The organism is Georgenia sp. Z1344 (assembly GCF_057652375.1).
The window spans coordinates 1,678,250-1,704,536 of the sequence record NZ_CM172728.1 but is presented as its reverse complement, the minus strand read 5'-3'; the positions used below and the strand labels follow the sequence as shown (position 1 = coordinate 1,704,536).

Below are 26,287 nucleotides of genomic sequence, written 5' to 3'. Positions count from 1 at the left end.
GGCGGCCGCGCGCGGGAACATCGCGAGCGGCTCCGCTGTTGCCCCGCGCAGGAGCACACGACACATCCGAGGAGAGTCATGACCGAGACCAGCGCCGCCGACAAGATCCACGACGTCGTGGTGGTGGGCTCCGGCCCCGCCGGCTGGACGGCCGCGATCTACGCCGCCCGCGCGGACCTCGCCCCCCTCGTCATCGCCGGCCAGATCGACGCCGGTGGCGCGCTCATGACGACCACCGAGGTGGAGAACTTCCCCGGCTTCCCCGAGGGCGTGATGGGGCCCGACCTCATGACGAAGATGCAGGAGCAGGCCGAGCGGTTCGGCGCCGAGGTCCTGTACGAGGACGTCGTCGAGACCGACCTGACGGGCGACGTCAAGGTCCTCACGACCGACGACGGCACCTACCGTGCGCGGTCCGTCATCCTCGCGCTCGGCAGCGCCTACAAGCACATCGGCCTCGAGAAGGAGGAGACGTTCTCCGGTCGGGGCGTCTCCTACTGCGCCACGTGCGACGGGTTCTTCTTCAAGGAGCAGCACATCGCCGTCGTCGGGGGCGGCGACTCCGCGGCCACCGAGGCACTCTTCCTCACGAAGTTCGCCGACAAGGTGACGATGATCCACCGCCGCGACGAGCTGCGCGCCTCGAAGGTGATGGCAGACCGCGTGCTCGCCCACCCGAAGATCCAGATGGCCTGGAACTCCGAGGTCGCCGAGATCAACGGTGACCAGCGGCTCGAGTCGCTCACGCTGCGCGACACGACGAGCGGCGAGGAGCGTGACCTCCCCGTCACCGGCATGTTCGTCGCCATCGGGCACCTCCCCCGCACGGGCGTCGTCGCCGGCCAGGTCGGGCTCGACACCGACGGCTACATCGTCGTCGACCACCCGACGACGGCGACCAACCTGCCGGGCGTCTTCGCGTGCGGCGACGCGGTCGACCACACCTACCGCCAGGCGATCACCGCCGCCGGTACCGGCTGCTCGGCTGCCCTCGACGCCGAGCGCTACCTCGGCGACCTCGCCCACGGGACCGTGTCCCCGGGCGCTCCCGAGGTCGAGTCCGCCACCGTCGAGGACGCGGAGCCGGCCGCCCGCGCCGTCGGCTCGGCCACGCCCGTCGCCGGCTGAGCGCGTGCACGTCACCCCGGTCGACGCCGAGGGCCTGGAGAGTGCCCTCGCGTCGGACGGCCTCGTCGTCGTCGACTTCTGGGCCGAGTGGTGCGGCCCGTGCCGGCTGATGACCCCGGTCCTCGAGGAGGTCGCCGGCGCGCGACCGGGCGTCCGCGTCGTCTCCGTCGACACCGCCGAGCACCCCGAGATCGCCGAACGCTGGGGCGTGCGCACGATCCCGACCTACCACCTGCGCCGGGCCGGCGAGGGCGTGGGCGTCCTCGTCGGCGCGCAGACCAAGCCGGCGCTGCTGTCCGCGATCGACGACGCCCTCACCCCCTGACCCCCGCCTCGTCGAGATTGCGGTTCGTCGTCGTCGAGATTGCGGTTGGGAGGCGCCGCTCATCGCCGCCGACCCCTGTGTGGTCGAGAGTGCGGCTGAGGGCTGCCCTTCGTCGTCGGCTCCCGTCCCGCTGCTCCATCGCCCCCCGCCGACCGACCCGTCGAGCACCCGCACGTGAGCCGTCCCGGGCCGCCGGGGCACGCGGTGGCACACTGGCACCTCCGCGCGGAAGCGCACCGAGCCACGAGGAGCAGGCGATGAGCACCACGGACAGCCAGGACGGCCAGGTCGAGCAGCAGGAGCAGCGCGCGGCTGCCGCCGCTGCTGCGGCCGCCGGCACCCGGCTCGACCCGTGGCGCTCGAGCTACGCGGGTCGCGCCCACCACCTGCGCGCGTCCGAGGTCCGGTCGCTCTTCGCCGTCGCGAACCGGCCCGAGGTGGTCTCCCTCGCCGGGGGCATGCCGAACATCGCCGACCTCCCGCTGGGGAACCTGGGCGACATGATCGGCCGGATCGTCGCCGAGTCCGGTACCCGTGCGCTGCAGTACGGCGGCGGGCAGGGCGAGGAGGAGCTGCGCGAGCAGATCGTCGAGGTCATGCGGTACTCCGCGATGCACGCGCACCCGGACGACGTCGTCGTCACCACCGGGTCGCAGCAGGCGCTCGACCTCGTCACCGGAATCTTCATCGACCCGGGCGACGTCATCGTGGCCGAGGCGCCGAGCTACGTCGGTGCGCTCGGCGTGTTCCGGAGCTACCAGGCCGACGTCGTGCACGTGCCGATGGACGACCACGGGCTCATCCCCGAGGAGCTCGAGCGGATCCTGGGCGAGCTCAAGGCCGCCGGCCGCACCGTCAAGCTCCTCTACACGGTGCCGAACTTCCACAACCCGGCCGGCGTCACGCTCACCCTCGAGCGGCGCCCCCGCATCGTCGAGATCGCGCGCCGGCACGGTGTCCTCATCATGGAGGACGACCCGTACGGGCTGCTCGGCTTCGACTCCGACCCGCTGCCCGCGCTCAAGTCGTACGACGAGGACGCGGTCGTCTACCTCGGCTCCTTCTCCAAGACGTTCGCCCCCGGCCTGCGGGTCGGGTGGGCGTACGCCCCGCTCGCCGTGCGCGAGAAGCTCGTGCTCGCCGCGGAGTCCGCGATCCTCTCGCCGTCGGTCATCAACGAGATGATCGTGACGCGCTACCTCCAGGAGTTCGACTGGTACGGGCAGGTCAAGTCGTTCCGCGAGATGTACCGCGAGCGGCGCGACGCGATGCTCGGCGCGCTCGGCGAGCACCTGCCGCACCTGTCCTGGACGGTCCCGACCGGCGGCTTCTACACGTGGCTCACCCTCCCCCGCGGACTCGACGCCAAGGCGATGCTGCCCCGCGCGGTCACCAACCGGGTCGCCTACACCTCGGGCACCGCCTTCTTCGCGGACGGCACCGGCCAGGACCACATCCGACTGTCCTACTGCTTCCCGACGCCGGAACGCATCCGGGAGGGGGTCCGTCGCCTCGCGGACGTGGTCCGCGCGGAGAGCGACCTCGTCGAGATGTTCGGGACGGCGGACGACATCCCCACCCCCGGTGAGCGCACGATCGACGTCCCGGGCGCCGACGCCAGCTGACCCTACGCCCGGGCCGGCCCGGGCAACCCACGACAGCCCACAGCGACGACGGTCGAAGGACCGCACGGAGACGAGGAGCAGGAGATGGACGACGCGGCCGCCGCACCGGCGCCCGGAGGTGCAGGAAACCCCGAGGAGCTGACCGTCGCCGTGGTGAGCGGGGGGCTCACCCACGAGCGTGACGTCTCGATCCGGTCGGGACGGCGCGTGGGCGGTGCCCTGCGGTCCGCCGGCGCACGCGTCGAGATCCTCGACCTCGACGGCGCCCTGCTCGAGCGGCTCGCGGCCCTCGACCCCGACGTCGTGTGGCCCGTGGTCCACGGCGCCGAGGGTGAGGACGGCTCGCTCCAGGACCTCCTGGGCGTGCTCGGCCTGCCGTTCGTCGGCTCGAGTGCCGCCGGGGCCCGCCTCGCGTCAGACAAGCCGGTGTCGAAGGCGGTCCTCGAGCACGCCGGGGTCGCCACGCCGTCGTACGTGGCACTGCCCCAGTCGCTGTTCCGTGAGGTCGGTCCGCGCCGAGTGCTCGACGCCGTGGTCGGCCGCCTCGGAATGCCGCTCGTCGTCAAACCGGCGGCCGGTGGCTCCGCCCTGGGCGTCACCCTCGTCGAGGACCGGGCTCAGCTGCCGGGCGCGATGGTGGCCTGCTTCGCCTACGGCCCTGACGCGCTCATCGAGCGTGCGGTCGACGGGACCGAGGTCGCCGTCTCGGTGGTCGACCTCGGGGACGGGCCTGTCGCCCTGCCGCCCGTCGAGATCGCGACATCGGACGGCCCCTACGACTTCGACGCCCGGTACAACCCCGGCCGCGCCGAGTTCTTCGTCCCTGCCCGGCTCTCCGCCGACGTGGCGGCCGAGGTTGCCCGGACCGCGACGACCGTGCACACCGCCCTGGGGCTGCGTGACCTCTCCCGGATCGACCTGATCGTCGACCACGACGGGCGCCCCTGGGTCATCGACATCAACGTCGCCCCCGGCATGACGGAGACCTCGCTGTTCCCCCAGGCGGCGTCCAAGGGCCCGACGACGGCGGAAGAGCTCTACCTGGCACTGGCCCGCCGCGCCGTGGAGCGCGGGGCGAACGGCTGACGCAGGGCCCTACCGGCGGTAATGGCGACAGAATGTCGCCAGCCATCCCCCTGACCTGCTTCGACGTCGAGATCTGACGTCAGGCCGCGGGCAGATCTGTCTGCCCGCGGTCCAGCACGGAGGACTAGTCCGAGTCGACCTGCTCGCCCGGAGCCAACGTCGCCAGGATCCGGTCGAGATCCTCGACCGAGGCGAAGTCGACCGTGATCCGACCCTTGCGCTGACCCATCGAGACCTTGACGCGGGTGTCGAGCCGGTCGGACAGCCGGCCGGCGAGACGGTCGAGCTGCTCAGAGTGGGCAGCAGGCGCCCGACGCCGACGCAGCTCGGGTCTCGTCGGCCCCTCGCCCATCGCGACAGCCTCCTCCGTCGCACGCACCGACAGCCCCTCGGCCACGATCCGTTGCGCCAGCCGCTCCATGGCGGCACCGTCCTCGAGACCGAGCAGAGCCCGGGCGTGACCGGCCGACAGGACGCCCGCTGCCACCCTCCGCTGAACGAGCGCGGGCAGCTTGAGGAGCCGCAGCGTGTTGGAGATCTGCGGCCGGGACCGGGCGATCCGCCGGGCGAGCTCGTCGTGCGTGCCGCCGAAGTCGTCGAGCAGCTGCTGGTACGCCGCGGCCTCCTCCAACGGGTTGAGCTGAGCGCGGTGCAGGTTCTCGAGGAGCGCGTCGCGCAGCAGGTCGGTGTCATCCGTGGAGCGGATGACCGCGGGGATGTCGGTCAGGCCCGCCTGCATCGATGCGCGCAGGCGCCGCTCACCCATGACGAGCTCGTACCGGACGTCGTCGCTCCGCCGCGGGTCCTGGGTCGCGATCGGACGGACGACCACCGGCTGCAGCACGCCCAGCTCACGGATGGATGCGGCGAGCTCGTCGAGGTCGTCCTCGTCGAAGACCTGCCGAGGCTGGCGGGCGTTGGGGACGATCGAGGAGACGGGCACCTCGGCGTAGGTCGCCCCGGGTACCGGCCGGAGGCCATCGTCGTCGACCGCCACCGAGGCGTCCTCCGACCGGCGCACTGCGGTGGCACCAGCATCCGGATAGGTGCGGTCACCGTCCGAGCTCGGGGTGCCGATCGCTCCGGTCGACGTCCCCGCGTCGTCAGGTATCGCGGTCCTGCCGGAGCGGGACTGCTCGAGCTCCGCCGGCGTCGCTGCTGCGTCGACCGTCGTGCTCGTGCGCATGGAACCCGCCGTCGCCTTGTCCGGAGCGGCGGTCACCGGCGACTCGGCGGATACCGACTCGTCGGGCGCTGCACCAGGCATCGTCTCGAGCGCGTCAGCCGGGCCCGTGACCTGCTGTTTCGTCTCAGCCTGCGCCGTTCCAGGTCCATCGAAGAAGATGTCCGCCGGTCGTGCCGCACGGGTACCTGCGGGCGGTCCGGTGGGGATGAGCGCGCCGATTCCGCGGCCCAGGCCGCGTCGCTTCTCCGCCATGCCCTACTCCTTCGGTGCAGCGCCGCGTACGGCGATCTCGAGCGCGGCCTCACGGTAGGTGAGGGCTCCCGACGACGTCGGGTCGTACGTGATGATGGTCTGCCCGAAACTCGGCGCCTCGGAGATTCGCACGGAGCGCGGGACGGCCGTCGTGAGGACCTGGTCCGGGAAGTGCGTCCGGACCTCGTGCTCGACCTCCCGCGAGAGGTTGGTGCGCTTGTCGTACATCGTCAACAGGATCGTCGAGACGACGAGGTCAGGATTGAGGTGCTCGGTGATGAGGCCGATGCTACGGACGAGCTGCGTCAGTCCCTCGAGCGCGTAGTACTCGCACTGGATCGGGATGAGAACTTCGCGAGCCGCGACGAAGGCGTTGATCGTCAGCAGCCCGAGGCTCGGGGGACAGTCGACAAGAATGTAGTCGATGTTCTCCTGACCTGCGTCTTTGCGATGCTGAACGTAGGCGTCGAGCGCATCGGCAAGCCGACGCTCGCGGTTGTCCTCGGAGACCAGCTCGATCTCGGCACCCGACAGGTCGATCGTCGACGGCACGACCTCGACGCCCGGCAGCAACGGTGCCGGCACCACGACGTCGGCGATGGTCAGCTCCCCCATGAGGACGTCGTACAGCGACTGCGTCCCGGGGTCGTGCCCGGCGCCGAGCGCCGTCGAGGCGTTTCCCTGGGGGTCGTTGTCGACGACGAGAACCCGCAGGCCGCCCTCGGCCAACGCAGCAGCCAGATTCACGGCGCTTGTGGTCTTTCCCACACCGCCCTTCTGATTGGCTACCGTTATGGTCCGCATTTGTGTGGGCTCTGGCATGTCCTTGCCGAACAGGCGCCGTCGGCGCTCCGCCTGCTGAGCGAGCTCCTGTGCGAGCGGCGTCGTTTCGTCGGCATCGAACGTGGTGTGCGAGAGAGCGTCGTCCTGGTCGTCCTCCGGCACGGCCGCAAGTCCGTGGACGTCGTCCTGAGCGGCGTCGGTCGTACGATCTGCCATGCGTCCTGTCTCCAGACCCTGAGGTGTAAGGCTGTCCGAGTCTATGCCGGTTCTGGCGATAACTGATGTCCGTCCACAGCCTGTCCCGTGGCTTGCCACTCACGGAGGAGCAGCTCCATGGGGTGGTGTTCCACGTGGAACACCACCCCCGTGTAGTCGTCATCGTGCACAGAGGTGGTGACGGCACTGTTGTCACCCACCAATCTGTCCGTTCGCCGGGCACCCGTCTTGGCACGCATCGCCGTAGCTGTGCGCACGAGGATGTAGGACGTTCGGTGGTGGGGCACTTGATGCGCGCAATCGGTCGACAACATGAGCGCACCGACCACATATGGTGAGTGCACCTCTGCAGCCAGGCGTCGCGTTCCGCTGGCTACTAGTCGCGGCTTTGTGCTCGCCGGCTGTTTCACGTGAATCCTTCCGGCCGAGGGCACCTATCGGCCGCCACCAGAGTGTTGTTCACCGTCGTATGGACACATCCGTCGCCCCCGCCTGTACCTCGAGCTAGTGCAGCATGAACCATCTGTCGTTGCGTAGCCGCCGACCAAGCTCCGAGGTTGCACAACGACACTGTGCGTACTTGGTTCACGTGAAACGCGACGGGACGGGACGCATGCTCAGGTCTTCGCCGCCTCGAACATCCAGCAACGATGCGATATATCGGCCACGCCAGAAGCAGGGTGCCGGCCTCTTGCGGCGTTCACTCGGGGACCACCTGGCTCGCCCGTTCGGAGTTCTACTCTCAGTGCTCGAGCACCGCTCCAATGGATTGATCCCGTTTCACGTGAAACCGTGCTGTCGTGCCTACATCGACCAACCGCGTCGTGCCTGGTTCCACCGTCCGTCGCGAGGCAGCGCCTCGAGCACCGTGAGCACTCATGGTCAGGTGCCAGCACGAGCACTACTTCTGTCGTGCCACCACCGAGTCATCGACGCGGTCACCGGACGTTCGACAGCGCATCTGCAGCTTGATTCGCTTCAGAGTTTGGGCGACACCGGTTTCACGTGAAACTCGAGATCGCCACTTGACCGCTCGGGCCCAGCACTGAACCAGGCGGCTTAGCGGAGCCACGCCTCATCGACGGACTCCTGGAAGACACATGGCCTCCGACCTATGGGCCAGGATTGCTGGCGACCCGGGGAGCTCAACAGCAGAAGCAGCGCACGTGCCTGCCGGCAAAGGATGCCCACAGGGATCCGGGCCGAGACCGGGGGACCGCCGCACCACCCTCTTGAGAACCAGTACCCGGCACCGACGCACCCCCACGATCCGCACGCAGCGCGCCTCGGCGCCGGCCACCCGGCGCACCTGTGGCATGCACACCACCATGGGTCGACATTGCGGAGTGCAGAGCCGAGACAACTCAACCGCGATCTCTCGGGACGCCCCCCAACCTGGAGGCGGCTCCGTGGCCAGCAGCACTCCCAGAAGGCAGCCTCGCGGCACCACTCAACTGGCCGAGCGCAAAACTCATGCAGTCACACAAACCATGCATAGGCATCGATCCACCGAGATCGACGAGGCCAACCGCGCGGCCCGTCCGCGCGTTCCGGGGACGCAAGATAGTCAACGCTTGTTGACAACTACCACGGTCGTGCTCTCGCCGCCCGGGACCGGAGTCACCGACTCGACGGTCGTGCTCGCGGCACCAAGCTTGCGCAGGACCTTCCGCGCCTTCTCCACCTCGATGCTCGCCCGCTCACCCTTGAGCGCGACCAGACGCCCGCCACCTGCCACCAGCGGCATCGTCCATCGGGAGAGCCTGTCGAGAGCCGCGACTGCACGCGCCGTCACCACCGACGCCTTGAGGACCCCGTGCATCTCCTCCGCACGAGCCCGATGAATCTCGACGTTGTCGAGACCGAGCTCATCGACCACGTCGTGCAGCCAGTCGACCCGCCGCTCCATCGGCTCCACGAGGTGGACCGCTGCGTCCGGTCGCAACATCGCCACGACCACACCGGGGAACCCCGCACCTGAGCCCACGTCGACGACCGAGTCGTCCTCGGACACGAACTGAGCAACGGCGGCGGAGTTGACGATGTGCCGACTCCACAGGCGCGGTAGTTCCCGCGGGCCGATGAGACCTCTGAGCTCACCTTCCTCGGCGAGCATCTGGGCGAAGTGCTGGGCGGGTGCCCAGGCAAGATCGAACAGCTCGGCGACCCCGGCGCCCGGGACCTCAACCGCACTCTCGGCAGCCTCGAGGTCGACGTCAGACGACACCGGATCACCGTCCTCAGCCGCACTCGCGACACCGGAAGGGACAGCAGCCGGTGAACCGGCGCCGGCCGTCTGAGCCGCACTCTCGACACCTTCGGGTCCGTCACCCGCAGGGGCGCCGGCGAGGGAGCGGTCGGGCTGCTCGTCGTCGTGACGCACGGGATCAGGCAGGTCGGATGACCACGTGCCGGCGCGGCTCCACGCCCTCGGAGTCCGACACGAGCCCGGCGGCGGAGACCGCGTCGTGCACGATCTTCCGCTCGAACGGGTTCATCGGCTCGAGGGCCACGTCCTCCTTGCTCGTACGGACCCGCTCGATCGCCTCCTCCGCCAGCGCGGTCAGCGACACCCGTCGACCCTCCCGGTAACCGGCGATGTCGACCATGATCCGCGACCGGTCACCCAGCTTCGCCTGCACGGCGAGCCGGGTGAGCTCCTGGACGGCATCGAGCACGTGGCCGTCGTCGCCGACCAGGCGCGAGAGGTAGCGGTCGCCGTCCTCCTCGGACACGATCGAGACGGCCGCGCGGCCGTGGTCGACCTCGATGTCGATGTCGCCGTCGAGGTCGGCGATGTCGAGGAGCTCCTCGAGGTAGTCCGCCGCGACGTCCCCCTCCTCCTCGAGCCGGCTCACCCGAGAGGACCGGGTGGGCTCTGCGTCCTTCGCGTCGTCGGCCGTCTGCCCGTCGTCGGCCGTCTCCTTCGTCGGGGCCGCCGTCGCCTGCTCATCCGGCGTCGTCGTCTCCTGCGTGGTACCGGCGTCGTCGCCGGCAGCGGTCTCCTCGGTGGTGAGGTCGTCGTTCACGATGTGCTCCTTCGTCCGACGCCCTCGGGGGCGCCTGCCATGTGGTGGGGCCTCGCCCGGGTGTCCAACCCCGGTCCGGGCCGGTGGTGTCAGTTCTTCTTCGCGCCGCCGGAGGACGAGCCGCCCTCGCGCTTGCGCCGCTTCTCGGCCGCGAGCCTGCGCTCGGCCTGCCTGCGCTCGTACCGCTTCTGCGCGCGCTCGGCGGCGGTCAGACCATCCTTGCCGCGGACCTCGAACTCGCCGTCGTCGCCGGCCTCATCGGCGGAGCCTGCCGCGTCGTCGGCGGCCGTCGCGCCCGCCACCTCGGTCCCACGCTTGGGCTGCGGCTTGCGCTGACCGGCAGACGCGCTCCGCTTGAGGGTCGGGATCTCCTCCTCGAGCGGGGGAAGTCCCTTGCGCGCACGCTTGGCGTTCTTCTTCTCCACCATCGCCTTGTAGGCGTCGGAGCCCGGGGTCGGCTGCCGCTTGATCGTGTAGAACTGCTGGCCCATCGACCACAGGTTCGAGATGAACCAGTAGATGAGGACACCGATCGGGAAGTTGACGCCGGTGACGGCGAAGACGACCGGGAGGATGTACAGCAGGATCTGCTGCTGCCGGAACATCGGGCTCTCGAGCGCCGCCGGCGGCATGTTCTTCATCGTCAGCTGACGCTGCGTGAAGAAGGTCGACAGCGACATCGCGATGATGAGGACGACCGTGACGACCCGGACCGACGTGAGGTCGGCGTCGAGGTTCGCCGCGCTGTCGCCGAACGTCTGCATGAAGGTCGACGAGATCGGTGCGCCGAAGAGCAGGGAGTTCTCGGCCTCGCGGGCGAGGTCCTGGGTCAGCGGGCCGATGGCGTCGGAGGTGCCGGCCGCGATGTTGTCGAGCGAGTTGAGCACCGAGAACAGACCGAAGAAGATCGGCATCTGCAGCAGGAGCGGCAGACAGGAGGCGAACGGGGACGTGCCGGCGTCCTTGTAGAGCGCCTGCATCTCCTCCTGGAAGCGCTGCCGGGAGGCCGGGTCCTTCTTGTTCTTGTACTTGTCCTGGAGCTTCTTCAGCTCCGGCTGCACGAGCTGCATCGCCCGCGAGGCACGGATCTGCCGGAAGAAGAGCGGGATGATGAGGATCCGGACCACGACCGTGAGGCCGACGATCGAGATGATCCAGGCCCAGCCGGACCCCTCGGGGAACCCGACGGCGACGGCGCCGTCGTGGATCAGCACCATCACCCAGGCAACGGCCCACCTGATCGGCGCGAGAATGGCATCCATCAGCCCGGTGACTCCCTATAGGTCCTGCGGCGTGCCGTCGCACGCCCCTCGATCTGTCCCCCCGAGGGTAGACGCACCGGGAGGTCCGGGCGTCGTCGGGTGCCCGGGGCCACCCGTGCCCGCCTGGTGAGGCTGCTCACCCGGCTCGTCCGGGTCGGGCAGCGGGACACGCCTGCCGACCCAGGCTCCGCGCTCGGGCACGTGGTCGACCCCGCCCCGTGACCAGGGGTTGCACCGCAGCACCCGCCACACGGCGAGGAGCAAACCCTTGCCCGCACCATGCGTCCGCAGGGCCCCGACGGCGAACGCCGAGCACGAGGGGTAGTAGCGGCACGTCGGCGGGAACCAGGGGGAGACGATCAGCTGGTAGCCACGGACCGCCTTGAGGAGCAGCCACGTGATCGGCCCGACCCGGCCGCGCTCCAAGCGGCTGCCCCCTCGGTCGTCACCCTCGGCGTGCTGGTCCCCGCCGACCACGCGCCGGCGATCGTCGTCGGCCCGCCGCTGTGCACCGCCTCCCGGAGATCGCTCCCGGCCCGGGCCCTCCTCAGGCATGCCCCGGTGCCACGGCGTCGGTGGTCCGCGTCCGCTCGATCTTCCGGGCGGTGCCGCGCAGCGCCCGCTCGAGGTCGACCGAGAGCTCGGCGGAGGTCGCCCCGGCGGCGCGCGGCAGGGCGCGGACGACGACCCGCGTGCCCGGCTCGAGGCCGGCGACCCGGTCAGCCATCAGGTGCCGCAGGCGCCGCTTGACCTCCGTGCGGACCACAGCCCCGCCGACCCCCTTGGAGACGACGAAGCCGACGAGGACGGGGTCCTCGTCGGCGGTCGGTCGCCTGTGGACGACGAGTCGGTCGCTGCCGGCCCGCACGCCCTTCCGGACGGTCGCGGTGAAGTCGGCCGCGCGGCGCATCCGGTGGTGCGCCGGAAGCACGACTCAGGCGGAGAGCTTCGCGCGGCCCTTGGAACGGCGCGCGGAAAGGATGGCGCGGCCGGCGCGGGTGCGCATCCGCAGACGGAAGCCGTGCACCTTGGACCGGCGACGGTTGTTCGGCTGGAAAGTCCGCTTGCTCACGGCTGGTACCCCTGACGTGTCTCGACGTGCTGGCTGGCCCTGGAGGATCCGACCCCCGCGCTCGAGCCCTGACGGGCGCGCGCACGGGCCCGACCTCGGGCCCAGGTTTGAGTGGTGTCCACACGAGTGGACGCCCCAGGCTACGGGCGGCGGCCGCACCCGGTCAACGGCGTGCGGGCGTGACCTGTGGAACGTCGTCGTCCACGGATTGCCCCCCGCCCGCCGGCGCCCGGCTCCGGGATCGGCACGGTGCCGCGCCTCGTGCGCCCCGACCGGATGCGCACAACTGTGGAGAACTATGTGGATGTGGCCGTTCCGTGACACAGTAAGGGACCCGTCCGGCACCGGTCGGGCGACTGGTGCGCAAGGAGTGGTGTGGGCGTGGCGGAATCCATCGCCGAGGCATGGCAGCTCGCCGTCTCGCGTCTCTCGGACAGCGGCGACATCCGCCCGGCGCAGCTCGCCTTCGTCCGTCAGGCCCGGGCCCTGGGGATCATCGACGACACGCTGCTGCTCGCCGTCGGCTCGGACCTCGCCAAGGACTACCTCGAGATGCAGGCGCGCGAGCAGATCATCGCCGCGATGTCGCAGATCCACGGCAGCACGGTCCGGATCGCGGTCACGGTCGACCCCTCGCTGCTCGACGAGCCCACGCCCCCGCGGCCCACCGTCACCGAGCTCCCGGTCCCGCCGAGCGCGGCCACCCCGCCGCGGTCGGTCCCGCCCGCCGACCGGGGGAACGAGCAGCGCCCCACCCCGGACCGGTCCTCGCAGAGCCGGGGCATCTCGCACGCCGAGGACAACGGCGAGCAGGCCTCGCGTCTCAACCCCAAGTTCACGTTCGAGACCTTCGTGTCCGGTTCGTCGAACCGGTTCGCCCACGCGGCGGCGACGGCCGTCGCCGAGTCGCCGGCGAAGGCCTACAACCCGCTGTTCATCTACGGCGGGTCGGGGCTGGGCAAGACGCACCTGCTGCACTCGATCGGCCACTACGCCCGCAACCTCTACCCCGGGATCCGGGTGCGCTACGTGAACTCCGAGGAGTTCACGAACGACTTCATCAACTCGATCCGGGACGACAAGGCCGAGTCGTTCCAGCGTCGCTACCGCAACGTCGACGTCCTGCTCATCGACGACATCCAGTTCCTCGGCGGCAAGGAGCAGACGGTCGAGGAGTTCTTCCACACCTTCAACACGCTGCACAACGACTCCAAGCAGGTGGTCATCACCTCGGACGTCCCGCCCAAGCAGCTCAACGGTTTCGAGCAGCGGCTCGTCTCGCGCTTCGAGTGGGGGCTGCTCACGGACGTCCAGCCGCCCGACCTCGAGACGCGCATCGCGATCCTGCGCAAGAAGGCGGAGAACGACGGCCTCAACGCCGCGCCCGAGGTGCTCGAGTACATCGCGTCCCGGATCTCGACCAACATCCGCGAGCTCGAGGGCGCCCTCATCCGCGTGACCGCATTCGCCAACCTCAACGGGCAGGACGTCGACCGGCCGCTCGCCGAGATGGTCCTCAAGGACATCATCACGGACCCCGCGAGCGAGGAGATCACGCCGAGCCTCATCATGGCGCAGACGGCGGACTACTTCTCGATCTCGCTCGAGGCCCTCACCTCCGCCGACCGCTCCCGCGTCCTCGTCACCGCGCGGCAGATCGCGATGTACCTGTGCCGCGAGCTCACCCAGCTCTCGCTGCCCAAGATCGGCCAGCTGTTCGGCGGGCGCGACCACACGACCGTCATGCACGCCAACCGCAAGATCAAGGACCTCATGGCGGAGAAGCGCCAGATCTACAACCAGGTCTCCGAGCTCACCGCCCGCATCAAGACCCGCGCCCGCGAGGGGTGACGTCGGCCGCGGCGGTGAGAACCACACCACCGGCCGGCCGTGTGGACGAGCCTGTGGGTCGGCGTGGACGAGCGGGCCCCGATCCGTGCACGAGCTGGGGACGACGGCGCCGTCCCCGTGGACGGACGAATGACATCCACGGACCGTGTCATTCGTCCACGCCGCCGTCCGCAGCGTCGTCCACATGAATGACAAGCCTCTGACCAGGCACGACGACGATGATCCCCAGGTTCCACAGGTGCGATGACGATGACGAACCCTAGATCTCGGACTTTGTCGTTCATCCGCACATGCCGACGATCCCCCCTCGGACCGACATCGACCGTCCCTCTCCCCAGCCGCCCCCGCCACCGACCGCAAGGAGCTCCCGAGCACGTAAGGTGTGCGGTGCGCCGCACCCTCGCCGATGGAGAGCGCAACCAGTCTTGAGAGAAAGTGATCCACCGTGAAGTTCAGGGTTGACCGCGACGTCCTGGCCGAGGCCGTGTCCTGGACGGCACGCTCGCTGCCGGCACGTCCCCCCGTCCCCGTCCTCGCCGGTGTCCGCATCGAGGCGGCCGACGGGCAGCTGACGCTCGCCACCTTCGACTACGAGATCTCCGCGAGGTCGGTGGTCGAGGCCGAGGTCGAGACGCCCGGGACGGTCCTCGTGGTGGGGCGCCTGCTCGCCGACATCTGCCGCTCGCTGCCGGCGCGGCCGGTCGACGTCGACGTCGACGGCACCCGCGTCACGCTCACCTGCGGCGCCTCGCGGTTCACCCTGACGTCCATGCCCGTCGAGGAGTACCCGGCGCTGCCGGCGATGCCGGACACGGCGGGCACCATCGACGCCGATGTGCTGGCCGAGGCCGTGGCCCAGGTGACGACCGCAGCGTCCCGCGACGAGACGCTGCCGCTGCTCACCGGCGTCCGCGTCGAGATCGAGGGCGACACGATCACGCTGCTCGCCACCGACCGGTACCGGCTCGCGATGCGTGAGCTGCCCTGGCACCCCGCCGGGGACGAGCCGGTCTCCGCCGTCGCGCTCGTCCGCGCCCGCACGCTCTCCGACGTCGCGAAGTCGCTGACCTCCGCGGGGGCGGTCGAGGTCGACCTCGACACCTCCGGCGCCGGATCGCTCATCGGCTTCGAGGCCGGCGGCCGCCGCACGACCTCGCTGCTCGTGGACGGCGACTACCCGCCGGTGCGCCGCCTCTTCCCCGACGAGACGCCGACCCACGCGGTCGTCGACGCGGCCGAGCTCATCGCCGCCGCCAAGCGCGTGAGCCTCGTGGCCGAGCGCAACACCCCGATCCGCCTGTCGTTCACCGAGGGGCAGGTCGTCCTCGAGGCCGGGCAGGGGGACGACGCGCAGGCGTCGGAGGCCCTCGAGGCCACCCTCGTCGGCGAGCCGATCACGACCGCGTTCAACCCGGTCTACCTGCTCGACGGCCTCGGCGCGCTCACGCGCCCGCTCGCCCGCCTCTCCTTCACCCACCCCTCCAAGCCGGCGACCCTCACGGGACAGGACGAGGCCGACGGCGAGGACTCCGGAGAGTTCCGCTACCTCCTCATGCCCATCCGCTTCGCCGGCTGATCGGCCGGTCAGACGAAGGAGTTCGCATGCACCTCGGGATGATCGGTCTGGGCCGCATGGGCGGCAACATGGCCGAGCGGCTGCGTACCGCGGGACTGGCCGTCACGGGCTACGACCGCGACCCGGAGGTGTCCGACGTCGCCACCCTGGCCGAGCTGGTCGAGGCCCTGCCCGCCCCGCGGAACCTGTGGGTGATGGTCCCGGCCGGCGACCCGACGCGCGGCACCCTCGCCGAGCTCGCCGAGCTCCTGGACGAGGGCGACCTCGTGGTCGAGGGCGGCAACTCGCACTTCGAGGAGGACCAGGCGAACGCCGCCCGGCTCGCGGAGAACGGCATCCACTACGTCGACACCGGGGTCTCCGGCGGCGTCTGGGGCAAGGAGGTCGGCTACGGGCTCATGGTCGGCGGCTCGCCCGAGGACGTCGAGCGGCTCATGCCGGTCTTCGACGCGCTGCGCCCCGAGGGTCCCCGCGAGGAGGGCTTCGTCCACGCCGGCCCGGTCGGCGCCGGCCACTTCACCAAGATGGTCCACAACGGCATCGAGTACGGCCTCATGCAGGCCTACGCCGAGGGCTACGAGCTCATGCACGCCCGCGACGACCTCGTCGACGACCCGGGCGCGGTCCTCAACGCCTGGCGCCGGGGCACGGTCGTACGGTCCTGGCTCCTCGACCTCATGGTGCTCGCGCTCGACAGCGACCCGGACCTCGACGACATCCGCGGCTACGTCGAGGACTCCGGCGAGGGCCGGTGGACGATCGACGCCGCCATCGACGCCGCGGTCCCGGTCCCCGCGATCTCGGCCTCGCTGTTCGCCCGCTTCACCTCCCGCCAGGAGGACTCGCCCGCGATGCGCATGGTCGCGGCGATGCGCAACCAGTTCGGCGCGCACGCCACCAAGCCGGCGCAGGACCCCGCCGGGGAACCGCCGGTGGGGCCCGCCACGAGCTAGGTGCGGGTCACCGACCTCGCGCTGAGCGACTTCCGCTCCTACCGCGAGCTCGTGCTGGCCCTCGAGCCGGGAGTCACGGCGTTCGTCGGACCCAACGGGCAGGGCAAGACGAACATCGTCGAGGCCGTCGGCTACCTCGCCACCTTCAGCTCGCACCGCGTCGCGGCGGACACGGCGCTCGTCCGCCGAGGGACGCCCGGCGCCGTCGTGCGGGCGAAGGTGCGTGACGACGACCGGGACACCCTCCTCGAGGTGGAGATCATCGCCGGCCGGGCCAACCGCGCGCGGCTCGACCGGCACCCCGCCCGCCCGCGGGACCTGCTCGGGCACCTGCGGCTCGTCGTGTTCGCGCCCGAGGACCTCGAGCTCGTCCGCGGCGACCCCTCGGGGCGGCGGCGGTACCTCGACGACCTCCTCGTCCAGCTGCGCCCGCGACTGTCCGAGGTGCGTCAGCGCTACGACCGGGTCCTGCGTCAACGCGTCGCGCTGCTGAAGTCCGCCGGGGCCGCCGCCCGTGCGGGTCGCAGCGTCGACCTGTCCACACTGGACGTGTGGGACGCCCAGCTCGCCGAGGCCGGTGCCGAGATCGTCGCCGCGCGCGCGGACCTCGTCGCGCGCCTGCGTCCCCACGTCGCCGAGGCGTACGAGCAGGTCTCGGGCGGGCAGGGGGAGGCGCGGATCGACGCGCGGACCTCGCTGGTGGGTGCCGAGGGCGGGCCCGACCCGGACGCGGCAGTCCTCGCCGGGGTCACGGGGCCGGACACCGTCGACGACGACGCCGCCCGCGCGGCTCGCGACCGCGCGGCCGAGCTCGAGGCCGCGCTCATGGAACCGGCCGCCGTCGCCGAGCGGATGCTCGCCGCCCTGGGGGAGGCCCGCCCGCGGGAGGTCGAGCGGGGCGTGTGCCTCGTCGGCCCGCACCGCGACGACCTCGCCCTCGCCCTCGGTCCGCTGCCGGCGCGCGGGTACGCGAGCCACGGCGAGTCCTGGTCCTACGCCCTCGCGCTGCGGCTGGCCGCCTGGCGGGTCCTGCGCGACGCCGCGGCCGAGACCGGTGGGGGCGACCCGGTACTCGTCCTCGACGACGTCTTCGCCGAGCTCGACTCCCGCCGGCGCAGCAGGCTCGCCGGCATGGTCGCCGAGGCCGAGCAGGTGCTGCTGACCGCCGCCGTCGACGAGGACGTTCCCGAGGAGCTCGCCGGCACCCGGGTCGACGTCGCCGACGGGACCGCGACCGTGCGAGGTGCGGCATGAGCGCCGACGGGCCGACCACGGGCGAAGACGTCGACGCGGCGGACGTCCTGCCCGCCTCGCCCGACGCGCTCGCGCACGCCGTGCTCGCGCGTGCGCGCGCTGCAGCATGGGACAAGGGGCTGCGCACCACGCCCGCCCCTCGTCGTCGTGGGGGGTGGGTGCGCGGAGGGCCGGACGACACGGACGACACCGACGACGGGACGGCGCCGCAGGAGAGCGGGTCCGGCCGGCCGTGGCGCCCGGGGCCCGGACTCGGGTGGGCCGGCTCAGGATCCTCGCCGTCCCGCCGGGACCCCCAGCTCCTCGGCAGCATCGGGGCGCAGCTCGTGCGACGTCGGGGCTGGGGACGCGAGCTCTCCCTCGCGACCGTCGTCACCAGGTGGCGGGAGATCGTCGGCGAACAGGTCGCGGACCACTGCGAGGTCGAGACCTTCGCCGAGGGGGAGCTCGTCCTGCGCACGTCGTCGACCGCGTGGGCGACCCAGGTGCGGCTGCTGCTCCCGCAGCTCGAGCGGCGGATCGAGGAGGAGGCCGGCGCCGGGACGGTCACGTCGATCACCGTGCTCGGACCGGGCGGCCCGAGCTGGAAGCACGGCCGGTTCGCCGTGCGCGGGGGGCGGGGGCCACGCGACACGTACGGCTGACCCTCGCTCGCCGGCAGCGGCGTGCGACACCGTGGATGCGGCTGCGAGCAGTGGCGGGGACGCGGGGCGGCGGGGCTCGCGGCGCGGTGGCGCGCGGTCCCGACGATCCCGCGGACCGGCGTGGGACATAACACCCCACAGCCTGTGGACACAGCCTGTGGATGATTGGGTGGTGAGCGCTGTCCGCGGTAGAATCCCCTGACCGGTCCGGCGTCGTCCGGGGCAGCGCGCCCCGGGGTCGGACACGAGGCGACCGAGGGGGCGGGCACCCGTCCCCGTGTCGTTCGAGAGCCGAGGAGAACCGTCGACCGTGGCAGCAGAGAGCAGCGCATCGTCCCCCGAGACCCCTGCCGACGGGACGGCCGCAGCTGCACCGGGCTCCCCGTCGACCCCCGGCCAGGACCCGGCCGGCTCCGCGCGTCCCCAGGGGCAGTACGGCGCCGAGAACATCCAGGTGCTCGAGGGGCTCGAGGCCGTCCGCAAGCGGCCCGGCATGTACATCGGGTCGACCGGCCCCCGGGGGCTCCACCACCTCGTGTACGAGGTCGTCGACAACTCGGTGGACGAGGCCCTCGCCGGCTACGCGGGCGAGATCTCGGTGACCCTGGGCGGCGACGGCTCGGTGACCGTGGTGGACGACGGCCGCGGCATCCCGATCGACCTCCACCCGACCGAGGGCAAGCCCGCCGTCGAGGTCGTGCTCACCGTCCTGCACGCCGGCGGCAAGTTCGGCGGCGGCGGGTACGCGGTCTCCGGCGGCCTGCACGGCGTCGGCGTCTCGGTGGTCAACGCGCTGTCCCACCGTCTCGAGGTCGAGGTCCGCCGCGAGGGGCACGTCTGGCGGATGTCGTTCGTCGACGGAGTACCGACCGGCCCGCTGGAGAAGGGCGAGGAGACCACCGCGACCGGGACGACGGTCCGGTACTGGCCCAACGCCGACATCTTCGAGACGGTCGACCACGACTACGAGACGCTCCGCTCGCGCCTGCAGCAGTACGCGTTCCTCAACAAGGGCCTCACCCTCTCGCTGACCGACGAGCGCCCCGAGGCGGTCGACTCCGGCGACGAGGTGACGGGGGACGAGGAGGGCACGGCGGACGACCCGGTGCCCGGCTTCCGCACCGTGACCTACCGCTACGACGACGGGCTCGTCGACTACGTCAAGCACCTCAACGCGGCCAAGCGGGTCGAGGTCGTGCACCCCGAGGTCGTCGCGTTCGAGTCCGAGGACACGGACAAGAAGATCTCCCTCGAGCTCGCCATGCAGTGGACCGGCGGCTACAGCGAGTCCGTCCACACGTACGCGAACACGATCAACACCACCGAGGGCGGCACCCACGAGGAGGGCTTCCGCTCGGCGATGACCTCGGTCATCAACAAGTACGCCCGCGACAAGGGCCTGCTCAAGGAGAAGGACGACAACCTCACGGGCGACGACGTCCGCGAGGGCCTCACCGCCGTCATCTCGGTCAAGCTCGGCGAGCCGCAGTTCGAGGGGCAGACGAAGACCAAGCTGGGCAACACCGAGGCCCGGACCTACGTCCAGACCCAGGTGTACTCCCAGGTCGCCGACTGGCTCGACCAGCACCCGAACGAGGGGCGCGACGTCATCCGCAAGGCGCAGTCGGCCGCCGCCGCGCGCCTCGCCGCCCGCAAGGCCCGCGAGGCCACGCGCCGCAAGACCGTGCTCGAGTCGGCGTCCATGCCGGGCAAGCTCAAGGACTGCTCGAGCAAGGACCCGCGCGAGTGCGAGATCTTCATCGTCGAGGGTGACTCGGCCGGCGGCTCCGCCGTGGGCGGCCGCGACCCGCGGATCCAGGCGATCATGCCGATCCGCGGCAAGATCCTCAACGTCGAGAAGGCGCGCCTCGACCGGGCCCTCGGCTCGGAGACGATCCGCAACCTCATCACCGCCTTCGGCGTGGGTGTCGGCGAGGAGTTCGACATCGAGAAGCTGAGGTACCACAAGATCGTCCTCATGGCCGATGCCGACGTCGACGGCCAGCACATCGCCACGCTGCTGCTCACGCTGGTGTTCCGCTACATGCGACCCCTGCTCGAGGGCGGCCACGTCTACCTCGCGCAGCCGCCGCTCTTCCGCATCAAGTGGACGAACTCGCCCCACGAGTACGTGTACTCGGACAAGGAGCGGGACGCCGTGGTGGCCGACGGCCTGGCGAACGGCAAGCGGCTGCCGAAGGAGAAGGACGGACCGATCCAGCGCTACAAGGGTCTGGGCGAGATGAACGACTCCGAGCTGTGGGACACCACGATGAACCCGGACACGCGCACCCTCAAGCAGATCACCCTCGGCGAGGCCGCGGCCGCGGACGAGATCTTCGCGATCCTCATGGGGGAGGACGTCGAGCAGCGCCGCGGGTTCATCCAGCGCAACGCGCACGACGTCCGGTTCCTCGACATCTGACCCCGCGGTCCCCGTCCGCCCCAGCCGGGCCGGGACCCCGAGCCGCGCACCGCCGTCGCGGCCCCCACCCTCTGGCACACCAGCCGACCGAAGGACACCAGTGAGCGAGACACCCGAGCAGACCGGCGTGACGCAGGTCGACCTGCAGGACGAGATGCAGAGGTCGTACCTCGACTACGCCATGAGCGTCATCGTGGGACGCGCGCTGCCCGACGTGCGTGACGGCCTCAAGCCCGTGCACCGCCGGGTCATCTACGCGATGTACAACGGCGGCTACCGTCCCGAGTCGGCGTTCTCGAAGTCGACCCGCGTGGTCGGCGACGTCATGGGGACGTTCCACCCGCACGGCGACGGCGCCATCTACGACACGCTCGTGCGCCTCGTCCAGCACTGGACGATGCGGTACCCGCTCGCCGCCGGGCAGGGCAACTTCGGCTCGCCCGGCGACCAGGGCGCCGCCGCCCACCGGTACACCGAGGTCCGGATGGCCCCGCTGGCGATGGAGATGGTCCGGGACATCACCTCCGGAACCGTCGACTTCCAGGCGAACTACGACGGCCGCGACTCCGAGCCGGTCGTCCTGCCGGCGCGCTTCCCCAACCTGCTCGTCAACGGCTCCGAGGGCATCGCGGTCGGCATGGCCACCCGCATCCCGCCGCACAACATGCGGGAGGTGGCGGCCGGCGTCCAGTGGTACCTGGAGAACCCGGACGCCACCAAGGAGCAGCTGCTCGGCGAGCTCATGCAGCGCATCAAGGGCCCGGACTTCCCGACCGGCGCCACGATCCTCGGCACGCGCGGCATCGAGGAGGCGTACCGCACCGGACGCGGCTCGATCGTCCAGCGCGCGGTCGTCGAGGTCGAGGAGATCGACGGGCGCACCTGCCTCGTCGCCACCGAGCTGCCGTACCAGGTCAACCCCGACCGGCTGCTGGAGAAGATCGCCGAGTCGGTGAGCGACGGCCGTGCCCCTGGCATCGCCGACGTCCGGGACGAGACCTCCTCGCGGACCGGCACGCGTCTCGTCGTCGTCCTCAAGCGGGACGCCGTCGCGAAGGTCGTGCTCAACAACCTCTACAAGCACACCCAGCTGCAGACGAACTTCCCGGCGAACATGCTCGCCCTCGTCGACGGTGTCCCGCGCACGCTCTCCCTCGACGGGTTCGTGCGCCACTGGGTCACCCACCAGCTCGAGGTCGTTCGTCGTCGTGCGGAGTTCGAGCTCGGCGAGGCGCAGAAGAGGATGCACATCCTCACCGGCTACCTCAAGGCGCTCGACGCTCTCGACGAGGTCATCGCGCTCATCCGCCGCTCGCCCACCGCGGACGACGCGCGCACGGGCCTGATGGACCTGCTCGAGATCGACACCGACCAGGCGGACGCGATCCTCGCCCTCCAGCTCCGCCGGCTCGCCGCGCTCGAGCGGCAGAAGATCCTCGACGAGCACGCCGCGCTCGCCGCGAAGATCGAGGACCTCGAGGACATCATCGCCAGGCCCGAGCGGCAGCGGACGATCGTGTCCGAGGAGCTCGCGGCCATCGTCGAGCGCTACGGCGACGACCGACGCACGACCATCCTCCCGTTCGACGGTGAGATGACGGTCGAGGACCTCATCCCGCGCGAGGACGTCGTCGTGACGATCACCCGCGGCGGGTACGTCAAGCGCACCCGCACGGACTCCTACCGGGCGCAGCGGCGCGGTGGCAAGGGCATCCGTGGGACGCAGCTGCGGGAGGACGACGTCGTCGAGCACTTCGGCGTCACCTCCACGCACAACTGGCAGCTGTTCTTCACCACGCTCGGCCGCGTCTACCGCGCCAAGGGCTACGAGCTGCCCGAGGGCGGGCGTGACTCCAAGGGCCAGCACGTGGCCAACCTCCTGGCGTTCCAGCCGGGCGAGTCGATCGCGTCCGTGGTCGACATCGCCGACTACCAGGCCGCGGACTACCTCGTGCTCGCCACCGAGCGGGGCCTGGTGAAGAAGACCCGGCTGTCCGACTACGAGTCGGCCCGCCAGGGCGGCCTCATCGCCATCAACCTGCGCGAGAACGGCGACGGCGAGCCCGACCGCGTGATCGCCGCGCGGCTCGTCGACGAGGGCGACGACGTGCTGCTCGTGTCGAAGAAGGGCCAGTCCCTGCGCTTCACGGCCACCGACGACGCCCTGCGCGCCACCGGCCGCGCCACCTCCGGCGTCACCGGCATGAAGTTCAGGGACGGCGACCACCTGCTGTCGATGGACGTCGTCCACCCCGGCGACCAGGTCTTCGTCGTCACCGAGGGCGGCTTCGCCAAGCGCACCGAGGTCGAGGAGTACCGGGTGCAGGGCCGTGGCGGCCTCGGCATCAAGGTGGCCAACCTCGTCGAGGCGCGCGGCGACCTCGTCGCCACCCTCACGGTCACCGACGACGACGAGGTCCTCGTCATCATGGCCGGCGGAAAGATCGTGCGCTCGCGGGTCGACGAGGTCCGGCTCACCGGCCGCAACACCCAGGGCGTCTCGTTCGCCCGGGTCGACGACGGGGACCGCATCATCGCCGTGGCGAAGAACGCTGAGCGCGAGGTCGCCGAGGAGGTCGAGCGCATCGAGGCGGACGCGGAGACCGAGACCGAGACCGGCGCCGAGACCGGCGAGACTGCCGACGCCGGCGAGAACCGCGACTCCGGTGAGAACGGGGCCACCCCGTCCCCGGCAGCGGACGACGAGCGGGTAGCGTCTGGCGAGCAGGTGCCGGGGGTCGGCACCGACGACGACGGAGGTGACGCGTGAGCGAGGCATCGACCCGCGACGGAGGTCGGTCGCATACCGCACCGCCGCCGCCCGGTGACGAGCGGTCGCAGCGGTCCTCCTCCGGAGCGCCGGCCCGTTCCTCCGGCTCCGGTCGTGCGCCTTCCTCGAGCTCGCGGCCGAGCGGCAGGTTTGCCGGGGCTCGCACCGCGCGGCTCACGCTCGCCCGCATCGACCCCTGGTCCGCCATGCGGCTGTCGTTCCTGCTGTCGATCGCGGCGGGCATCATGCTCGTCGTCGCGGTCGCCACGGTGTGGTTCGTGCTCGACCGGATGTACGTCTTCTCGGAGATCGAGGAGCTCCTCGCCACGATCGGGTCGGCGAGCTTCCTCGAGCTCATGCAGCTCCTCGAGTTCGACCGCGTGATGTCGCTCGCCGCGATCATCGCCGTGCTCGACGTCCTCCTGCTCACCGTGCTCGGCGCGCTCGCCGCGTTCCTCTACAACCTCGTGGCGGCCCTGGTCGGCGGCCTCTCGGTCACCTTCACGGACGACTGACCCGGCTCTTTCGTCGAGACTGCGGTTGGTGCGCGTCGAGAGTGCGGTTGGCCCCGACCGCACTCTCGACATCAGACGGGTCGAGAGTGCGGAGCAGAGGCTCACCCGGACGTTCGGCACGGAGCGGCAGTGCGGGAACTCACGACCGGTGCGGCCCGATCGGGTTGGGGAGCACCGCGCACGTGGGCTAAACTCGCACGTCGGCGCGCCACGTGCGCGCCTCGCCCGCACGACGCGGGCACGGGCCTGTAGCTCAGTCGGTTAGAGCGCTTCCCTGATAAGGAAGAGGTCGATGGTTCGAGTCCATTCAGGCCCACTCTCCTCACCCTCGTCGCACCGGAGGACCACCATGAAGAAGGTTCTGATCGTCCTGGCCGCCGCGGTGGCCGGATACGCCGTCTGGATCAAGGTGCAGCAGGACCGCGAGGAGCGGGCCATCTGGGCCGAGGTCACGGACGAGCCCAACCCGGCGGACGCCCCGGGCGTCACCCTGCCGACGCAGCCGACCGAGGGCTGACCCGCTTCACGCCGCCGAGTCCTCCTCGGTGGCGGCGCCGACCGCTAGGGTCGTCGCACGGCACGACCGGCAGGTCGGCCGGCCGGGAGACCGGCACCGAGGGGCCATGGCGCAACTGGTAGCGCACCTGCTTTGCAAGCAGGGGGTTCGGGGTTCGAGTCCCCGTGGCTCCACCAGCACATCGGCACGACGGCGGTCGGACCACGAGGTCCGGCCGTTTCGCCGTTCCGGGGCAGCAGCCGCGTGGTCGTTGCACGCCCGAGAGGGCGGGATGCCACGATGCACAGGTGACGATCGTGCTGGTCGAGGGCGAGAGCGATGCCGTCGCCGTCCGCACCCTCGCCCGGCGCCTGGACATGAGCGCCCCGCGAGTGCTGCCGGTCCGCGGGTCCAAGGGTGCGCGCCGCGCGGTTGCCCACCACATGGGTGACCGGCTGCTCGGCCTCGTCGACGCCCCCGAGCGCCGCGACTTCGAGCGCGTCATCGACCGAGTCTTCGTCTGCGACCCCGATCTGGAGTCCGAGCTCATCCGTGCCCTCGGCGTCACCGGTGTGGAGGCCGTCATCGACGCGCAGGGCGAGCTCGGCTCCTTCCGCCGGCTCCAGCGCCAGCCGCAGCTGCGCGGCCGTTCGCAGGCGCACCAGCTCGTGCGGTTCCTCGCCGGTAGGAGCGGCAACAAGGTGCGCTATGCGGCGCTCCTGGCCGAGGCTGTCGCTCTCGACGCCGTCCCGCCGCCGATCGACGCCCTCCTCGCCGCCGTCCGCGACACCGATGGGCGCGGGACCACAGGTGCCGGGGAGCACGCCGAGGGCCTGACCCGGTGACGTCGGACGACATCGTCCACAGGCTCCGCGCGGCGGGTTCGGTCTTCGCGGAGGACGAGGCGGCGCTCCTTCGGCGATCCACGCACGACGACGACACCCTCGAGTCGCTCGTGCGCCGCCGCCTCGGGGGCGAGCCGCTCGAGCACGTCGTCGGCCGGGTCGAGCTTGCCGGCCTCGAGCTGTCGGTGGGACCGGGCGTCTTCGTCCCCCGGCAGCGCACGCGGGCGCTCCTCAACCGCACTCTCGACACGGTGCGGGCGGCGCAAGCGGTGGGTGAGGCGTCCGCTCGGGGCCGGCGCCCGCGCGCGTCGTCGCAGTCGGTGGTGGTCGTCGAGGCGTTCTGCGGCGTCGCACCCGTAGCGACGGCGATCGTGCGGGCGTTCCCGGACGCGGAGATCCACGCGATCGACCGCTCCCCGGCGGCGCTCCGGCACGCACGGACGAACCTCGGTGCCGGTCGCGGCGTCCATCGGGGGGACGTCCTCGTGGGCCTCCCGCAGTACGTGCGCGGACGCGTGGATGTCATCGCGGCCGTTCCGCCCTATGTTCCCGACGGCCGCCTCGACCTCCTCCCGCACGAGGCCCGGGACCATGAGCCGCACGCCGCCCTGCTCGGCGGCGCGGACGGGTTGGACCTCGCCCGTGCTCTCGTCGAGCAGGCACCGTGCTTCCTCGCCGCGGACGGACTGCTCCTCCTCGAGCTCCACCGCTCCCAGGTTGCGGCCGCGGCGACGCATGCCCGGGCGAACGGGCTGGTCGTCGTCGGGCAGGGTTCGACGATCGACACGGACGACGTCGCGGAGAACGACGACGCCGGGTCGGCCCCGCGTCCCGTCGCCACCGGCACCTTCCCGGACGACGACGACCAGCCCGACGACGAGCCCGACGACGAGCCTGACGACGAGCCCGACGAGGCCGACCTCCAGACCGTCGTCCTCGAGCTGCACCTGGGCTGACGGTGTCGACGTCCGGCGTCCCTGCCCCGCCCGTCACC

23 protein-coding genes and 2 tRNA genes are annotated in these 26,287 nt (G+C 71.2%); 17 read left to right on the top strand and 8 right to left on the bottom strand.

Features of this window, described 5'->3' with window-relative positions:
- The first annotated feature begins 78 nt into the window (after positions 1–78).
- The 4 genes from trxB (at position 79) to AC24FB_RS07645 (ending at position 4,164) form a co-directional block, all read left to right on the top strand.
- Complete coding sequence (gene trxB / locus AC24FB_RS07660; protein ID WP_425714006.1) at positions 79–1,128, top strand: thioredoxin-disulfide reductase; 1,050 nt, start codon at positions 79–81, stop codon at positions 1,126–1,128.
- Between the two features lie 4 nt (positions 1,129–1,132).
- Positions 1,133–1,453 carry a thioredoxin family protein gene (locus AC24FB_RS07655; protein WP_425714007.1) on the top strand — a complete coding sequence of 107 codons (321 nt, stop codon included), beginning with the start codon at positions 1,133–1,135 and terminating at the stop codon, positions 1,451–1,453.
- 257 nt (positions 1,454–1,710) lie between these two features.
- Positions 1,711–3,078 carry an aminotransferase-like domain-containing protein gene (locus AC24FB_RS07650; RefSeq protein ID WP_425714008.1) on the top strand — a complete coding sequence of 456 codons (1,368 nt, stop codon included), beginning with the start codon at positions 1,711–1,713 and terminating at the stop codon, positions 3,076–3,078.
- An 84-nt stretch (positions 3,079–3,162) separates the two neighbouring features.
- Positions 3,163–4,164: a D-alanine--D-alanine ligase family protein gene (locus AC24FB_RS07645; protein ID WP_425714009.1), complete on the top strand. Its 1,002-nt coding sequence runs from the start codon at positions 3,163–3,165 to the stop codon at positions 4,162–4,164.
- Positions 4,165–4,288: 124 nt separating this feature from the next.
- Here the strand turns inward: AC24FB_RS07645 and AC24FB_RS07640 are convergent, their stop codons facing one another.
- The 8 genes from AC24FB_RS07640 to rpmH all read right to left on the bottom strand — a co-directional run bounded on the left by AC24FB_RS07640 (position 4,289) and on the right by rpmH (position 11,964).
- Positions 4,289–5,602, bottom strand: a complete 1,314-nt coding sequence (locus AC24FB_RS07640; protein ID WP_425714010.1) for a ParB/RepB/Spo0J family partition protein — start codon at positions 5,600–5,602, stop codon at positions 4,289–4,291.
- A gap of 3 nt (positions 5,603–5,605) precedes the next feature.
- Positions 5,606–6,601, bottom strand: a complete 996-nt coding sequence (locus AC24FB_RS07635) for a ParA family protein (RefSeq protein ID WP_487561354.1) — start codon at positions 6,599–6,601, stop codon at positions 5,606–5,608.
- A gap of 1,567 nt (positions 6,602–8,168) precedes the next feature.
- Positions 8,169–8,828: a 16S rRNA (guanine(527)-N(7))-methyltransferase RsmG gene (gene rsmG / locus AC24FB_RS07630; RefSeq protein WP_425714012.1), complete on the bottom strand. Its 660-nt coding sequence runs from the start codon at positions 8,826–8,828 to the stop codon at positions 8,169–8,171.
- 160 nt (positions 8,829–8,988) lie between these two features.
- Positions 8,989–9,459: a Jag family protein gene (locus AC24FB_RS07625; RefSeq protein WP_425714048.1), complete on the bottom strand. Its 471-nt coding sequence runs from the start codon at positions 9,457–9,459 to the stop codon at positions 8,989–8,991.
- Positions 9,460–9,719: 260 nt separating this feature from the next.
- Entirely contained in the window at positions 9,720–10,892 is a 1,173-nt protein-coding gene (yidC, locus tag AC24FB_RS07620; RefSeq protein WP_425714013.1) for a membrane protein insertase YidC, read from the bottom strand.
- A gap of 15 nt (positions 10,893–10,907) precedes the next feature.
- Positions 10,908–11,447, bottom strand: a complete 540-nt coding sequence (gene yidD / locus AC24FB_RS07615) for a membrane protein insertion efficiency factor YidD (RefSeq protein ID WP_425714014.1) — start codon at positions 11,445–11,447, stop codon at positions 10,908–10,910.
- Positions 11,440–11,823 carry a ribonuclease P protein component gene (gene rnpA / locus AC24FB_RS07610; protein WP_425714015.1) on the bottom strand — a complete coding sequence of 128 codons (384 nt, stop codon included), beginning with the start codon at positions 11,821–11,823 and terminating at the stop codon, positions 11,440–11,442. Before rnpA ends, yidD begins: the two co-directional genes overlap by 8 nt.
- Positions 11,824–11,826: 3 nt before the next feature.
- Complete coding sequence (rpmH, locus tag AC24FB_RS07605; protein ID WP_425707255.1) at positions 11,827–11,964, bottom strand: 50S ribosomal protein L34; 138 nt, start codon at positions 11,962–11,964, stop codon at positions 11,827–11,829.
- A gap of 375 nt (positions 11,965–12,339) precedes the next feature.
- On the opposite strand from rpmH, the gene dnaA reads away from it, so the two are divergent.
- The 13 genes from dnaA to AC24FB_RS07540 all read left to right on the top strand — a co-directional run bounded on the left by dnaA (position 12,340) and on the right by AC24FB_RS07540 (position 26,249).
- Positions 12,340–13,815, top strand: a complete 1,476-nt coding sequence (gene dnaA, locus AC24FB_RS07600; protein ID WP_425714016.1) for a chromosomal replication initiator protein DnaA — start codon at positions 12,340–12,342, stop codon at positions 13,813–13,815.
- Between the two features lie 445 nt (positions 13,816–14,260).
- Positions 14,261–15,391 carry a DNA polymerase III subunit beta gene (gene dnaN / locus AC24FB_RS07595; protein WP_425714017.1) on the top strand — a complete coding sequence of 377 codons (1,131 nt, stop codon included), beginning with the start codon at positions 14,261–14,263 and terminating at the stop codon, positions 15,389–15,391.
- 26 nt (positions 15,392–15,417) lie between these two features.
- Positions 15,418–16,344, top strand: coding sequence for a phosphogluconate dehydrogenase (NAD(+)-dependent, decarboxylating) (gnd, locus tag AC24FB_RS07590; RefSeq protein WP_425714018.1), 927 nt, complete (start codon positions 15,418–15,420; stop codon positions 16,342–16,344).
- Positions 16,345–17,598, top strand: coding sequence for a DNA replication/repair protein RecF (recF, locus tag AC24FB_RS07585; RefSeq protein WP_425714019.1), 1,254 nt, complete (start codon positions 16,345–16,347; stop codon positions 17,596–17,598).
- Entirely contained in the window at positions 17,595–18,242 is a 648-nt protein-coding gene (locus tag AC24FB_RS07580) for a DciA family protein (protein WP_425714020.1), read from the top strand. The genes recF and AC24FB_RS07580 overlap by 4 nt, the downstream gene beginning before the upstream one ends.
- A 310-nt stretch (positions 18,243–18,552) precedes the next feature.
- On the top strand, positions 18,553–20,667 hold the full coding sequence (gene gyrB / locus AC24FB_RS07575) for a DNA topoisomerase (ATP-hydrolyzing) subunit B (RefSeq protein ID WP_425714021.1): 2,115 nt from the start codon (positions 18,553–18,555) through the stop codon (positions 20,665–20,667).
- A gap of 154 nt (positions 20,668–20,821) precedes the next feature.
- Entirely contained in the window at positions 20,822–23,437 is a 2,616-nt protein-coding gene (gene gyrA, locus AC24FB_RS07570; RefSeq protein ID WP_425714049.1) for a DNA gyrase subunit A, read from the top strand.
- Positions 23,438–23,643: 206 nt separating this feature from the next.
- Positions 23,644–23,952: a DUF3566 domain-containing protein gene (locus AC24FB_RS07565; protein ID WP_425714022.1), complete on the top strand. Its 309-nt coding sequence runs from the start codon at positions 23,644–23,646 to the stop codon at positions 23,950–23,952.
- A gap of 242 nt (positions 23,953–24,194) precedes the next feature.
- A tRNA-Ile gene (locus tag AC24FB_RS07560) sits at positions 24,195–24,268 on the top strand.
- A 33-nt stretch (positions 24,269–24,301) separates the two neighbouring features.
- Positions 24,302–24,469, top strand: a complete 168-nt coding sequence (locus AC24FB_RS07555; protein ID WP_425714023.1) for a DLW-39 family protein — start codon at positions 24,302–24,304, stop codon at positions 24,467–24,469.
- Between the two features lie 100 nt (positions 24,470–24,569).
- Positions 24,570–24,645: transfer RNA gene (locus AC24FB_RS07550), tRNA-Ala, on the top strand.
- 111 nt (positions 24,646–24,756) lie between these two features.
- Positions 24,757–25,293, top strand: coding sequence for an ATP-dependent endonuclease (locus AC24FB_RS07545; RefSeq protein WP_425714024.1), 537 nt, complete (start codon positions 24,757–24,759; stop codon positions 25,291–25,293).
- On the top strand, positions 25,290–26,249 hold the full coding sequence (locus AC24FB_RS07540; protein ID WP_425714025.1) for a N5-glutamine methyltransferase family protein: 960 nt from the start codon (positions 25,290–25,292) through the stop codon (positions 26,247–26,249). Before AC24FB_RS07545 ends, AC24FB_RS07540 begins: the two co-directional genes overlap by 4 nt.
- Positions 26,250–26,287 lie beyond the last annotated feature (38 nt).

What these genes read in the sequence shown, in the direction of transcription:
- AC24FB_RS07580 (WP_425714020.1), top strand. Translation starts at nt 17,595, where the DNA reads ATGAGCGCCGACGGGCCGACCACGGGCGAAGACGTCGACGCGGCGGAC.
- gyrA (WP_425714049.1), top strand. Translation starts at nt 20,822, where the DNA reads ATGCAGAGGTCGTACCTCGACTACGCCATGAGCGTCATCGTGGGACGC.
- AC24FB_RS07565 (WP_425714022.1), top strand. Translation starts at nt 23,644, where the DNA reads ATGCGGCTGTCGTTCCTGCTGTCGATCGCGGCGGGCATCATGCTCGTC.
- AC24FB_RS07645 (WP_425714009.1), top strand. Translation starts at nt 3,163, where the DNA reads ATGGACGACGCGGCCGCCGCACCGGCGCCCGGAGGTGCAGGAAACCCC.
- yidC (WP_425714013.1), bottom strand. Translation starts at nt 10,892, where the DNA reads ATGGATGCCATTCTCGCGCCGATCAGGTGGGCCGTTGCCTGGGTGATG.
- AC24FB_RS07640 (WP_425714010.1), bottom strand. Translation starts at nt 5,602, where the DNA reads ATGGCGGAGAAGCGACGCGGCCTGGGCCGCGGAATCGGCGCGCTCATC.
- trxB (WP_425714006.1), top strand. Translation starts at nt 79, where the DNA reads ATGACCGAGACCAGCGCCGCCGACAAGATCCACGACGTCGTGGTGGTG.
- AC24FB_RS07650 (WP_425714008.1), top strand. Translation starts at nt 1,711, where the DNA reads ATGAGCACCACGGACAGCCAGGACGGCCAGGTCGAGCAGCAGGAGCAG.
- AC24FB_RS07555 (WP_425714023.1), top strand. Translation starts at nt 24,302, where the DNA reads ATGAAGAAGGTTCTGATCGTCCTGGCCGCCGCGGTGGCCGGATACGCC.
- yidD (WP_425714014.1), bottom strand. Translation starts at nt 11,447, where the DNA reads ATGCCTGAGGAGGGCCCGGGCCGGGAGCGATCTCCGGGAGGCGGTGCA.
- AC24FB_RS07635 (WP_487561354.1), bottom strand. Translation starts at nt 6,601, where the DNA reads ATGGCAGATCGTACGACCGACGCCGCTCAGGACGACGTCCACGGACTT.
- gnd (WP_425714018.1), top strand. Translation starts at nt 15,418, where the DNA reads ATGCACCTCGGGATGATCGGTCTGGGCCGCATGGGCGGCAACATGGCC.